Source organism: Blastochloris sulfoviridis (genome assembly GCF_008630065.1).
GTDB classification, from domain to species: Bacteria; Pseudomonadota; Alphaproteobacteria; order Rhizobiales; family Xanthobacteraceae; genus Blastochloris; species Blastochloris sulfoviridis.
On record NZ_VWPL01000029.1, the window covers coordinates 1 to 13,029 of the forward strand.

Below are 13,029 nucleotides of genomic sequence, written 5' to 3' on the forward strand. Positions count from 1 at the left end.
CCGGCCGGCGTCAAAATCACCGACGCCGACCTTGAAGCCGTCAACCTCACCCGCCACGACTTCCACGGCGAGTGGAATTACACCATCAGCCCAAACTCACTCGGTTCGGAGCGATAATTCCCGGACAGTTCCCAAGGGGCGCAAAACGCTTTCAGCCCCGCCCCAGCCGATCGCGTTCGAAGCGATAGCCAAGAAACCGGATTCCTTCGTCGAGATGCGCGATGCGGGTCTTCGAGGCGTTGAGCGCAAGCCCCATTGGCCGGATCAGCGCGGCCATGCGCTCTGCCGCCGCTTCGGCGTCGGCACGGGATTTTGTCATCAGCAGGAAGTCATCGGCGTAGCGCACGAGACGCGTGTTCTTGCCGTCGATTGCCCGGTCGACCGGCGACAGCGCGAGGTTCGACAGCAGTGGCGACAGCGGCGAGCCTTGCGCAAGACCGCGGCCGTCCCGCGAGAAGGCATCGAGCCATCGTGCGATCAGTGCGCAGCTGCGCTGGCAGCGGATGGTGCCCGACAGCAGCGCCATGAGCGGCGCATGCAGGATCGATGGAAAGAAATCGGCGATGTCGCCGTCGACCACCCAGCAGTAGCCGCGTAGCCGATAAACCGTGACCAGCGCTGCGGCCTGCTCCACCGACAGGCCGGCGCGATAGGCGAAGCTCGCCGGGGACATGCCGGCGTCCAGTCGCGGCGCCAGCACCATGGCGGCGGCCGACTGCACGACCCGGTCGCGTATCGGTGGAACCGCCAGGGTACGCATGCTGCCGTTGGCCTTGGGGATGCGGCTGATGCGCAACGGTCCCGGCTGATAGCGGCCGCGTCCGAGGTCGGCCGCCAGCGCGGCGATATTCGCCGAGAGCCGGCGTGCGAACTGTGCGGCGGTCTGGCCGTCGCCGCCAGGGCCGCCGCCATTGCGGCGCACCCGCCGCCAGCCCGCCGCGAGTGTCGTCTTCGAGATGATGTCCCGGAAGATGGCGGGGTCGTCCGAGACGTGATCGGAATCGAATGGCATGGACATGCCATTTCTCTAGCGGGATGCAGTCGGGATTTCCCTTTCGACAACCTTGTCGAGATGGAAGGCTCCATGGGGGCGCGTTACGGTTGCCGTCGTCACCGTCGATCGAAGGAGAACCGACGTGAGCCTGCTGGAAATTGCCCGGACCACGCTCGACCCCCGGCGTGGTGGGCAGGTCGAAGTCTTAATGCCCTACGAGACCGCGCTGAGCCGCGCCGTTACGCTGGCACCCACGTTTCGCGCCGACCGCGCCGCCTACGAGGCGATCGCGCCGTGCCGGGAGACGCCGGCGCTGTCGCCGCTGGCGCGACACATCACGGCCGTCGTGATCACCCTGACGGCGGCCGTCATCGGTTGGGTCGCCGTATCCTCGCCGTCCGGCGTCGCTTTGGCGGCGGCCTTTGGCCTCGTCGCCGCGGTGAGCGGAGACCGGCTCGGTTCGGCAGCCCGGCATGTCGATGCGTTCTTGTCCAACCAGATGGCCCTCGCAGCCGTGGCTGCGATCGAACTCACGGCCCTATCTGCAGTGGCTGCGGTCGCGGCCGAAGATGTGCTGCCTGGTCTTGCGCTTCTGGTTCTTGGTATCGCGGCGGCTGCCGTCGGCTATGCAACCCGCACTGGCGACGCCGAGGCCGACATGCGGGAGCAGGCGCGCCGGACCGCTCAGCGCAAATTTGAGCGGAGCGAGCAGGCGATCCGGGCCGCCTTGTCGTCCCTGCGGAGCGCACACGCCGCCGATCTCACCAGAATCGCGAGCGAAATGGGTCATCCGCCGGCGGCCCTGCTCGAGAGTGGCAAAACAGAAGCGGCGCGCTGAACCGAGGCAGAATGCGCGGCGAGATGTCATCCGCCGCGCGTGCGGCTCACGTTCGACCCGGACGACCGTCGACCCGGACGACCGTTGTCGCTGTCGCTTCGGCCTCAAGGGGAATGAAACGAAAGGTCTGCCGGGATCTTCGGTCAATGACCACGAAGGCGTTGCCGGCTTGAGAAAGTGAATTTGGGAAAGGGAATCGAACGTGGTGGCGGACCATGCGGTTGCCGGGCCATCGCGAGACTGGATCCGCTTCGCGCGTCGGGCAGGACAGCCGGCCCGACGCGCCTTGCTCGTGGAACGATGGGCGGACGGTGCAGTGGCCGCCAGTATGAAACTAAAGACGAACAAATCAGAACATATTCATCGCAGTTTTGTGTCAAAAATTTTTCGGAGTCGCCGCCAGGGGAATCGGGTGAAAAAATCAGGCTGCCAAGAGGCTCGAGGAAGCCATCGTCCAAGGCGGCGTCTTTTCGCTTGAGGCGGAGTGAGTCCTTGCCTGGCCATGGGTCCGCCAGCAGCAACCGGCGGACACCAAGACATTATACGCACCGGCTTGCCTCGTCAGCGGCACGCCCCTCTCTGACAGCCTTGTTCTGGATGCCTTTGTCCAGTTCGGGCAATCACCGGTTGACGGTGATCCGGAATATATGGTTCGTTCAAGCTCTGCTCGCTTGAATTGTTGATCTTATGGCCAGAACTTTGATTGTGACGCGCCACGCACCGATTGTGGCGTGGCTGTCTGCGCGGGGCATCTCCGGCGAGATGATCGCATCTTTGGACGACACGACGCTGTTGTCGCTCAAGTCTGGAGACCGCGTGATAGGACCACTCCCTTTCCGGCTCGCGGCCTCGCTTGTCGAAAAGGGGGTTGTCTATGAAGCAATCGATCTCGAACTCGACGCATCCGGGCGGGGACGCGAGTTGAGCGTCGAGGAGATGGACGCCGCCGGTGCCCGGCTGGTGCAGTACGTCGTGCGGCGGGTCGATCATATCGACCTCCCCGACGAACTTACTGTCGACCGACAATCCATTCAGAAGGCGCGGCATTCCAAGAACCGCGGCGCGAAGTTTCCGACAGCAGCTCTTGCCATCTTGTTGCTGACAATTGTCGTGCTTTCACAAAGCTGGCTGTTCCAGACGCTCTGGGACACGTTCCAGCCGGCCATCCTTAATTCCCAGCCGCCGGATCCCGGGTCGCCTACGCTCTCGTTCTGGGGACGGCTTCTGGCCGCCGCGCGGTCGGACCAGGGTATCCGCCTTCTCATTCAAGGGGGCGGCGCGTTTGTGCTACTCGCGACGGTGGCCTGGATCGTCTATCGTCTGCGAGGGCGCATCCTGTACGCGACCTTCGGGATAAGGCCGGTCGACCCGCGCCGGGTCCTGATCACCACCGTCTCGTTTCCGCCAAAAGACGCGCTTCTGGAGGAGGCCACGCGGCTCCCCCTGGAGATCCTTGGTGCGTCGCGGAGTCAGATCGAGCGGCTGAAGAAGCGGCTGGAGGCTGGGGACGCCCGCTTCGGTGACAGCACAAGGGCTTCGCTCCAAAGCCAGATCCTCACTGTGGAAAAACTGCGATTCGGCTTCCCGTGGCAACAGCCGGTCCGCGCAGCACGTGCTCATCTGCCCGTGCTGCAGCATATCCTGGTCATCGTCTCGAAGGAGACCGCGGGAGCCTACGATCAGTTCACGGGGTTTCTCCGCGGACGGCTCGACGCCGCCGGCTTTCAGCATGTCTCGATCATGCGGATGCGTGGCGACGTCGACATCGAGGATCATGACCAAATCCTGGCATCCTTGAAGGCGGCGATCGAGCTTGCCCGCTCCAAATGGGGGGTCAAAGAAGAGGACATTGTGATCGACTGCACGCCAGGATCAAAGGTTTTCAGTATTGCCGCGGCTATTGCGACGATAAATCGTGCCGTCACTGTCGCTTACGTCAACAATGACGGGCAGGTTGCGACCTACGACGGCTCAATCGCCCTGATGGACATTGATACCTGAGGACAACGATGGCGCGACTGCTGATCACCTTCCTCGGCGCAGCGCGGCGCGGATACGACCGGATGGCGTACGATTTCGGCGGCGGCGAGGTTCGGACCGCGTCCTACTTCGCCAGCGCGCTGCTCGACCATCTGCTGAGCATGCCCGGGCGGCGACCGACCAGGCTGGTCGTGCTCGGCACCACTGGCTCGATGTGGGACGACGTCCTTGACTCGCTCGCGCGCCCGGCCGCGGACGACGAGGCTGGCACCAACCTTTTTCTCGCACTCCAGCAGGCCGGTCTCGAAGACCGGGTCGACGCGAAGCTGCTCGCCGCCCTGGAGCCCCGGCTGTCCGCCGCGGTCGGTATCGATGTTGATCTCCGTCTCGTCAGTTATGCCGAGACCGCGGATCAGGCCTCCGACATGGTGCGCCTGCTGGCGTCGATCGTGGGCCGGCGCGACGCTGTCGAGTTCGACATCACCCACGGCCTCCGGCACTTGGCGATGCTCGCTTTGTTTGCCGCGCAGGTCGTCGAGGCGATCAAGGATGCCTCAGTCGAAGGCATCTGGTATGGCGCGCGCGAAATGAGCCGCGGGCGTGCGGCCGCGCCCGTGATCCGCCTCGATGGCCTTCTCGCCATTTCGCGCTGGGTCCGCGCGCTCGCGGCGTTTGACGCCGCCGGCGACCTGCGCCATCTGGCTCCGCTGCTGACGCCGGACGACACGGCGGCGGCGCGTCGGCTCGAACACGCCGCGTTCCGCGAGCGCATTCTTCGCCTGGGCGGCACCGAGGATCAGTTTCGCGGCGCCTTGCGCGCCGTGGCGCGGCAGGACGACCCGATCGTCGCGCTGTTCGCCCCGGAACTCCAGCGCCGGCTTGTATGGGCCAGCGAGGGCACCCTGTCCGGCCGCCAGCATGCTTTGGCACGAATCCACCTTGAAGCCGGCGACTATGTCCGCGCTGCCGTCCTCGGTTTCGAGGCAACGGTCACCCGCGAGATGGAGCTGGAGGGCGCCTTCTCGGAGGAGGACCTCCGGAACGAGGACGCGCGGAGCGACTTTCAGAGACGTATTGTCAATGACTCCAAAGAATGGCGTCGGTCCGCGAAACGCCGCGGCGATACCGACACCCTGGCGTGGATTACCGCCTTCCATGATCTCAAGGAGGTTCGGAACGCCTTCGCTCATGCCGCGCCTGCGGAGGAGCCGCGGGTGATGAATGCCTTGGAGGAAGAGTCGCGCATCCGCCGCTTCCTCGCGGACGCCTTCGACATCCTCCTCGCCGACTGAGCGACCGGCCGCCACGACAACCTTGTCATTGTTTCCGAACCGCAGGCGTCGCGGCAGGATGGCGCATGCCCCGGCGCGATCTTGTCCTGCTCGCCTACGACGTCGTCAGCGACCGCCGCCGCGGGCGAGCGCTCGATGCGGTGAGAGGTTTCGGCATCGACGCGCAGCTTTCGGTCCACGAGTGCCAGTTCACCGCTGCAGAACGCGAGGAGATGTGGCGGCGGCTGGTATCGCTCCTCAATGAGGAAGAGGACCGCCTGCTGCTGCTGGTGCTTGATCCTCGCGCCCGCATCGAGGCCCTCGGCACGCCGCGGTCCACTTTGGAACCGTACTTGCACTACATCGGATGATGACATGACCACAGTACATATTGACCAGCGCGGCGCGGATGTCGACATCGACGGCGACCGCTTGGTCGTTCGCGTCGACGGCGAGCGCAAAGGTACGCTGCCGCTCAATCTGATCGAACGTCTCGTCGTCTCTGGCATGGCGCGCGTCACGACGCGCCTGATGGTACGGCTGGCCGACAAGGGCATCGGCCTCGTTCTCGATCGTGTCGGCCGCACCGCGAGCGCGACGCCGCTGATGGCGACGCGGGCCGACCGGGCGCTGCGCCTTGCCCAGTATGACGTGCTGCTCAATCCTGTCGCCCGTCTCGATTTTTCCCGTCCGCTGGTGCGCGAGAAGATCGACGGCGGGCTTCGCCTGCTGGCAGACATCGAAACCACAGCGGCCGGCTCCTCGCGCGACCTCGCCGAGGCCCGCCGCCGCATGGCCGAGGCGGCAGCCCTCGCCGCAGACGCCGCCGCGACGCCGAGCCTTGAGGTGTTGCGCGGCCGTGAAGGTGCTGCGGCTCGCGCATTCTTCGCGGCGTTTGCCACCGTCTTCGCGCCGGCGCTCGACTTTTTCGGCCGTAATCGCCGTCCGCCGCGCGACCCGGTGAATGTCTGTCTGTCGCTCGGCTATTCGCTGGCCTATGGCGAGGCGCTGCGCGTTGCCGCGCGCCACGGCTTCGATCCCACGCTCGGCGTCTTCCATGACATCGCGGCCGACCGCGACAGCCTGGCCTGCGACCTCGTCGAGCCAGCCCGACCGCACATTGATCGGTTTGTGCACCAGATGTTTGCCGAGGCGCACCTGCGGCCTGAAGATTTCTCCGGTCGCGGCGAAGCGGGCTGCACCATGGGCAAGGCCGGGCGGCGGGCGTTCTATCGTGCCTTCGAGGAGCGGTGCGCCGGACCGGTGCGACAGACCATTGATCGCGTCGCTGGCGAGCTGGCGAGCGGGCTGCTCTATCGATTCCATGACCGCCCGGCGGCACGGCTTCTGCCACCGCGGGATTGCGGCCAGCCCGACGTCGACGCGGCGGACAAGGACGGCGCAGGTGAGGCCGGCGCGTGAACCGGCGCTGCACTTACGTTGTCGCCTACGACATTCGCAGCCCGCGTCGGCTGGCACGGGTGGCGAAGGTGTTGTCGGAGATCGGCTTTCGCCTCCAATATTCGGTGTTCGCGGCGGATCTGACCGAGCCGGCGCGGGGGCAGTTGATCGCGCGGCTGCGAAAACTGATCGACCCGGCTGAGGATGACGTCCGCATCTATCTGGTGCCGGAGGCGCCGAGCGGGGCGTGGTTTGGCAGTGTGCCGGGAGGGGATGTGATGTCGGTTTCCGGCGCGCCGGCAGCGACGCTGGCGACTCGGCTGAAAGAGAACATAAGAAACACAAAAAGAGTACAAAGATGAACAAAATCAGACATATTCATGGCAGCTTCGAGGCTGAATTATTTTTTGGAATGGCCCCTTGCAACTCATTCGAATCCAAGCACAATTTGGGGGTGACCAGCCCTGCTCAGCGCCCTGATCTCAAAGGGAATGAAACAAAGCCTGCGTCGGTGCCGTCGAGGGTGAGCGCCCTGCTCAGCGCCCTGATCTCAAAGGGAATGAAACAAGGCATACCGCCCCTCTACTGGTAGCTTCCCGCCCTGCTCAGCGCCCTGATCTCAAAGGGAATGAAACTTTCCAATCGGGTCGACGCCCCGGATCAGCCCTGCCCTGCTCAGCGCCCTGATCTCAAAGGGAATGAAACGGCCACGCGGCCCCTCTCCACGATTCGGCGGGCCCTGCTCAGCGCCCTGATCTCAAAGGGAATGAAACGCCGGGGTGCCGGCCTCTGGAGCGGGGCTTGGGCCCTGCTCAGCGCCCTGATCTCAAAGGGAATGAAACGGAAATATAGACTTCGTACTCCTCATCCTGCGCCCTGCTCAGCGCCCTGATCTCAAAGGGAATGAAACGACGTAAATACGCGTTGTCATTTTCGTCTCCGCCCTGCTCAGCGCCCTGATCTCAAAGGGAATGAAACCTGCTTTTCGAGCCTCGTAGCCCGGTTGGCCGCGCCCTGCTCAGCGCCCTGATCTCAAAGGGAATGAAACTCATTTTTTCGATTTCGTTGTAGTCGGCCATGCGGGGCCCTGCTCAGCGCCCTGATCTCAAAGGGAATGAAACCGTTCGGGCAAACGGCCTGATAATCGAGAAAGGCCCTGCTCAGCGCCCTGATCTCAAAGGGAATGAAACTCTATCTGCCTTGGAGAGAGTGGGGCAAAAAGCCCTGCTCAGCGCCCTGATCTCAAAGGGAATGAAACGTCGTCGTATCCTCCAGCACCCCACCAGCATCGGCCCTGCTCAGCGCCCTGATCTCAAAGGGAATGAAACTTAGGTCAACGGTGGTGGTCGAAGTCATCGTCGCCCTGCTCAGCGCCCTGATCTCAAAGGGAATGAAACGGGAATACTGCCAGAGCGAGGCCACGATTCCGCCCTGCTCAGCGCCCTGATCTCAAAGGGAATGAAACGCTGATGGACCCCGGCAGCAGCAACGAGCGCCCGCCCTGCTCAGCGCCCTGATCTCAAAGGGAATGAAACGGACCCCCATGGCCCAGCAGGCCAGAAGGTGCGCCCTGCTCAGCGCCCTGATCTCAAAGGGAATGAAACGCGACGAGGGGCCGGGGGCCCGTTCGTCGCGGCCCTGCTCAGCGCCCTGATCTCAAAGGGAATGAAACACATGGCTTTCTCCTTGAAACGAGGGGGGTCAGCCCTGCTCAGCGCCCTGATCTCAAAGGGAATGAAACGGCCAGCTTCAACTGGCCCTCCGCGTCGTTGTAGCCCTGCTCAGCGCCCTGATCTCAAAGGGAATGAAACAGAGCCCGACGACCCAGCCCGCGAAGGCACCGCCCTGCTCAGCGCCCTGATCTCAAAGGGAATGAAACCGCGACGGCGACGTAGCCGTCGACGCAGAAGACGCCCTGCTCAGCGCCCTGATCTCAAAGGGAATGAAACCGCAGCAGAGCATCACAAACCGGCCAACTGGGCCCTGCTCAGCGCCCTGATCTCAAAGGGAATGAAACGCGCTAGAGCTTGCGCGTCTCGAAGATGATGGCCCTGCTCAGCGCCCTGATCTCAAAGGGAATGAAACCCCAGATTCGTTGGGCTTTTGTGATGATGGTACCGCCCTGCTCAGCGCCCTGATCTCAAAGGGAATGAAACCGCGATGGGCCTGCCACCGTGAAACCAGTATTCGCCCTGCTCAGCGCCCTGATCTCAAAGGGAATGAAACCTATTCCCCGCCGCAGCGGTCGCGCTCGAGCCCTGCTCAGCGCCCTGATCTCAAAGGGAATGAAACCCGCAGCGGTCGCGCTCGAAGCGAGCTTCGAGCCCTGCTCAGCGCCCTGATCTCAAAGGGAATGAAACTTCGCGGGGGCGCAGGGTTCGCTTGCTGTAAGCCCTGCTCAGCGCCCTGATCTCAAAGGGAATGAAACTCACGTACCTCAACAAGTGACCTCCCCCAAGCGCCCTGCTCAGCGCCCTGATCTCAAAGGGAATGAAACCAAATGGAGAACTCCCCCTCCTCCTCAACCGGGGCCCTGCTCAGCGCCCTGATCTCAAAGGGAATGAAACTTCAGCTCGTTCGAGTTCAGGAAGGTCGTGGGCCCTGCTCAGCGCCCTGATCTCAAAGGGAATGAAACGTCGTTTTATTATTGAAGAACCAGAACATGCGCCCTGCTCAGCGCCCTGATCTCAAAGGGAATGAAACAGGCAGTTCATGGTGGAATCCTCCTTCCATGAGCCCTGCTCAGCGCCCTGATCTCAAAGGGAATGAAACCGCACCATCTTCTGGTGCGTGCTCTTGGCCACGCCCTGCTCAGCGCCCTGATCTCAAAGGGAATGAAACCGTCGTACATTTTTTCGATTACATTCCGAGCCCTGCTCAGCGCCCTGATCTCAAAGGGAATGAAACCCGCGACGGAGGCCGTGGTGAGGGCGGCGGCGAGCCCTGCTCAGCGCCCTGATCTCAAAGGGAATGAAACGTTACTTTCCTCCGCCACCACGGGCAAGAAGGCCCTGCTCAGCGCCCTGATCTCAAAGGGAATGAAACCCATCAAAACATTGAAGGATTGAGGAAAAAGCGCCCTGCTCAGCGCCCTGATCTCAAAGGGAATGAAACCGTTGAACATGGTAAGCCCCTTTTGGAAGCCATGAGCCCTGCTCAGCGCCCTGATCTCAAAGGGAATGAAACACAAGGATCATAGTAGTCTCCTGAAGGTCTGGCCCTGCTCAGCGCCCTGATCTCAAAGGGAATGAAACAACATCGCAGGCCGGCTAAACCGGTCGACTGCGCCCTGCTCAGCGCCCTGATCTCAAAGGGAATGAAACGCTATGTGGTGCGCACCACGGCAGGTGTTGGGCCCTGCTCAGCGCCCTGATCTCAAAGGGAATGAAACCTCCTGCCGCGGGATTGCGGCAAATTGGGGGCCCTGGTCAGCGCCCTGATCTCAAAGGGAATGAAACAGAGTGGCGGCGGCGGCGGCGAAAGAAGTAAGCCCTGCTCAGCGCCCTGATCTCAAAGGGAATGAAACGTGTGATTGTGAGTAGAATCGTGTCTTCCCGGGCCCTGCTCAGCGCCCTGATCTCAAAGGGAATGAAACTCCGGGCAGCGGCAGCCGAGGCCACCCGAACGCCCTGCTCAGCGCCCTGATCTCAAAGGGAATGAAACTGAGCGACGGCGCTTCGCCTGCGCGGGCGCCGGCCCTGCTCAGCGCCCTGATCTCAAAGGGAATGAAACGGCGAAATCGGCGGCGGTGGCGGAAGCGAACGCCCTGCTCAGCGCCCTGATCTCAAAGGGAATGAAACGGGCGAACTTGGTCATTGTAGTCCCCAATAGGCCCTGCTCAGCGCCCTGATCTCAAAGGGAATGAAACCGCGATGTCCCGCGGGCGGGGGCGGGGCGTGGGCCCTGCTCAGCGCCCTGATCTCAAAGGGAATGAAACCAGTTGAACCCCAGTGAGACGCACTCTGTGCGCCCTGCTCAGCGCCCTGATCTCAAAGGGAATGAAACGCCGCCCGAAGGGCATCATCCAGCGAAAACTGCCCTGCTCAGCGCCCTGATCTCAAAGGGAATGAAACAACTACGTCAGCGCAGCGCGGGATGAGGTGCGCCCTGCTCAGCGCCCTGATCTCAAAGGGAATGAAACTCGCCATTCTCGGCGCAAAGCGCGAGAAAAAAGCCCTGCTCAGCGCCCTGATCTCAAAGGGAATGAAACGAATCTTTCGATGGCTCTCGAGAGGATGGACGGCCCTGCTCAGCGCCCTGATCTCAAAGGGAATGAAACATCAGGGTGCTCTCAATCGGCTTGCGAAGCCGCCCTGCTCAGCGCCCTGATCTCAAAGGGAATGAAACGCCGCATAGGTCGGGGCGACGGCGACGGTGGGCCCTGCTCAGCGCCCTGATCTCAAAGGGAATGAAACTTGTCCGAGACGCCAGCCGCGCCGTTTGTCCGCCCTGCTCAGCGCCCTGATCTCAAAGGGAATGAAACCTCAACCCCGTCCGCAAAGCAGAAGGGCTGGGCCCTGCTCAGCGCCCTGATCTCAAAGGGAATGAAACGCAACCCCGGTGGGGTTGCCCTCTACGAGGACGCCCTGCTCAGCGCCCTGATCTCAAAGGGAATGAAACGGATTTCCGGGGCGGATCGCTCTCGTAGGTCGGCGCCCTGCTCAGCGCCCTGATCTCAAAGGGAATGAAACGCGGATGGTGAGGCCACAGGGCTGTCCGGCGAGCCCTGCTCAGCGCCCTGATCTCAAAGGGAATGAAACCCCACCCCTCTTCGGGGCGGCCGACCTCCGCCGCCCTGCTCAGCGCCCTGATCTCAAAGGGAATGAAACCTTGGTGGTCGTGTGCCTGACCACCGCCCTCGCCCTGCTCAGCGCCCTGATCTCAAAGGGAATGAAACACGGCACTTCCGTGCCGTTCCGGAGGTCCTTCGCCCTGCTCAGCGCCCTGATCTCAAAGGGAATGAAACGTTGTGCTGGGTCAGATTAAGAATACGGGTCATGCCCTGCTCAGCGCCCTGATCTCAAAGGGAATGAAACGTCGGCCCGTGCGGCGTCGCGCCGGGCCTTTGCCCTGCTCAGCGCCCTGATCTCAAAGGGAATGAAACCCACCGCTCCACCTCCTCGCGGAGGATCCGGCGCCCTGCTCAGCGCCCTGATCTCAAAGGGAATGAAACGGGGAGTCGTTGATCAGTCGCCCGCGTTGAGCCCTGCTCAGCGCCCTGATCTCAAAGGGAATGAAACCGACGGGTCAGGTCATCGAACTGAGCTTGGAGCCCTGCTCAGCGCCCTGATCTCAAAGGGAATGAAACTCAGGTCGCTACGGGGCATCTTCTCAGCCAGCCCTGCTCAGCGCCCTGATCTCAAAGGGAATGAAACCCATGGGGTCGCTCCCGTCCAGAGTCAGAACGCCCTGCTCAGCGCCCTGATCTCAAAGGGAATGAAACTGCGTCCTCCCCGGTGGTTACCGATGGAGAACCGCCCTGCTCAGCGCCCTGATCTCAAAGGGAATGAAACCGACCTTCTCCCAGCCGAAGCCGGTGGTCTGCGCGGCCCTGCTCAGCGCCCTGATCTCAAAGGGAATGAAACTCCTCCTCCGTCAGGCCGAGGTGAGCGAAGTGCCCTGCTCAGCGCCCTGATCTCAAAGGGAATGAAACGCTCGCGCCCCGCGACGATCTCGAATACCTTTCGCCCTGCTCAGCGCCCTGATCTCAAAGGGAATGAAACCGCAGCGGTCAATGACGAGTTGATACAGATCGCCCTGCTCAGCGCCCTGATCTCAAAGGGAAACAATGGAGCATCGGCGGTGGCCATCACGGGCGGCGTTGACGCAAGACATGGGGAACGGAATGAAGGACTGGGTGCAGGTGCTGCGCGCGGCCGACGCGGTTGCGCGCTGGCACGTCCATCAGCGCCGCAAGGGCGCGGCGGCGGAGCCCTACATCAATCACCTCATCGAGGTCGCCATGCTCGTCGCTGACGCGACCGCCGGTGCCGATCTCGACCTCGTCATCGCCGCGCTGCTGCACGATGCCATTGAGGACCAGGAGGTGCCGCGCGACGAGATCGCGGGCGCGTTCGGCGAGGACGTCGCGGGCCTTGTCGATGAGGTCACCGACGACAAGAGCCTCGACAAGGCCGAACGCAAGCGACTCCAGGTCGCCCACGCCGCCACGAAGTCGGCCCGCGCCAAGATGCTGAAGCTGGCGGACAAGACCAGCAACTTGCGCGCCATCGCCTTGAGTCCGCCGCCGGATTGGACGGTGAAGCGACGGCTCGAATACGTCGCCTGGGCGCGTGAGGTCGCCACGAATCTCCGCGGCGTCTCGGAAGACCTCGATCGCGCCTTCGACGAGGCCGCAGCAGCAGCAGAAAACTCGATTCGCGTCGCCCGGGGAACCATGGTTGCGTTCCTGCCTCCGCCAGCTTGATGGCCTGCCGCTGATACACGCGGGAATGGCAAGGATCGCCGTCCGAAACTGGCGGTTCGGATTTTACGGCGTCCAACCCAGTCCCTGGCGACCGGCCGGGACGCGTTCAAGCTGTCAT

9 protein-coding genes and 1 CRISPR repeat array are annotated in these 13,029 nt (G+C 62.9%); of the genes, 8 read left to right on the forward strand and 1 reads right to left on the reverse strand.

Features of this window, described 5'->3' with window-relative positions; genetic code table 11:
* The coding region (locus F1193_RS13530) for an ISAzo13-like element transposase-related protein (protein ID WP_150096018.1) at nucleotides 1-117 on the forward strand (117 nt) is incomplete at its 5' end.
* Between the two features lie 34 nt (nucleotides 118-151).
* On the opposite strand, the gene F1193_RS13535 is transcribed toward F1193_RS13530, so the two are convergent.
* Nucleotides 152-1,018, reverse strand: coding sequence for a reverse transcriptase domain-containing protein (locus F1193_RS13535; protein WP_150098338.1), 867 nt, complete (start codon nucleotides 1,016-1,018; stop codon nucleotides 152-154).
* A gap of 118 nt (nucleotides 1,019-1,136) precedes the next feature.
* Here F1193_RS13535 and F1193_RS13540 point away from each other — a divergent pair, with 118 nt between their 5' ends.
* The 7 genes from F1193_RS13540 (at nucleotide 1,137) to F1193_RS13570 (ending at nucleotide 12,911) form a co-directional block, all read left to right on the forward strand.
* Nucleotides 1,137-1,832: a hypothetical protein gene (locus F1193_RS13540; RefSeq protein ID WP_150098339.1), complete on the forward strand. Its 696-nt coding sequence runs from the start codon at nucleotides 1,137-1,139 to the stop codon at nucleotides 1,830-1,832.
* 687 nt (nucleotides 1,833-2,519) lie between these two features.
* The gene (gene csx16, locus F1193_RS13545; protein ID WP_150098340.1) at nucleotides 2,520-3,833 is read left to right on the forward strand and encodes a CRISPR-associated protein Csx16; all 1,314 of its coding nucleotides are present in this window, start codon (nucleotides 2,520-2,522) and stop codon (nucleotides 3,831-3,833) included.
* 8 nt (nucleotides 3,834-3,841) lie between these two features.
* Nucleotides 3,842-5,104: a TIGR02221 family CRISPR-associated protein gene (gene csx2, locus F1193_RS13550; RefSeq protein WP_150098341.1), complete on the forward strand. Its 1,263-nt coding sequence runs from the start codon at nucleotides 3,842-3,844 to the stop codon at nucleotides 5,102-5,104.
* 65 nt (nucleotides 5,105-5,169) lie between these two features.
* On the forward strand, nucleotides 5,170-5,454 hold the full coding sequence (gene cas2 / locus F1193_RS13555) for a CRISPR-associated endonuclease Cas2 (RefSeq protein ID WP_150098342.1): 285 nt from the start codon (nucleotides 5,170-5,172) through the stop codon (nucleotides 5,452-5,454).
* Nucleotides 5,378-6,505, forward strand: coding sequence for a CRISPR-associated endonuclease Cas1 (gene cas1 / locus F1193_RS13560; RefSeq protein ID WP_170263638.1), 1,128 nt, complete (start codon nucleotides 5,378-5,380; stop codon nucleotides 6,503-6,505). Before cas2 (F1193_RS13555) ends, cas1 begins: the two co-directional genes overlap by 77 nt.
* Nucleotides 6,502-6,846 carry a CRISPR-associated endonuclease Cas2 gene (cas2, locus tag F1193_RS13565; protein ID WP_150098344.1) on the forward strand — a complete coding sequence of 115 codons (345 nt, stop codon included), beginning with the start codon at nucleotides 6,502-6,504 and terminating at the stop codon, nucleotides 6,844-6,846. Before cas1 ends, cas2 (F1193_RS13565) begins: the two co-directional genes overlap by 4 nt.
* Before the next feature lie 99 nt (nucleotides 6,847-6,945).
* A CRISPR array of direct repeats spans nucleotides 6,946-12,275; the repeat unit is 37 nt; unit sequence GCCCTGCTCAGCGCCCTGATCTCAAAGGGAATGAAAC.
* 42 nt (nucleotides 12,276-12,317) lie between these two features.
* Nucleotides 12,318-12,911 (forward strand): HD domain-containing protein, encoded by a 594-nt coding sequence (locus F1193_RS13570; RefSeq protein WP_246164400.1) that lies wholly within the window; start codon nucleotides 12,318-12,320, stop codon nucleotides 12,909-12,911.
* Nucleotides 12,912-13,029: the final 118 nt, after the last annotated feature.

Excerpts from the sequence above, each read along its gene's own strand:
- F1193_RS13570 (WP_246164400.1), top strand. The coding sequence starts at position 12,318 with ATGGGGAACGGAATGAAGGACTGGGTGCAGGTGCTGCGCGCGGCCGAC.
- csx16 (WP_150098340.1), top strand. The coding sequence starts at position 2,520 with ATGGCCAGAACTTTGATTGTGACGCGCCACGCACCGATTGTGGCGTGG.
- csx2 (WP_150098341.1), top strand. The coding sequence starts at position 3,842 with ATGGCGCGACTGCTGATCACCTTCCTCGGCGCAGCGCGGCGCGGATAC.
- F1193_RS13535 (WP_150098338.1), bottom strand. The coding sequence starts at position 1,018 with ATGTCCATGCCATTCGATTCCGATCACGTCTCGGACGACCCCGCCATC.
- cas2 (WP_150098342.1), top strand. The coding sequence starts at position 5,170 with ATGCCCCGGCGCGATCTTGTCCTGCTCGCCTACGACGTCGTCAGCGAC.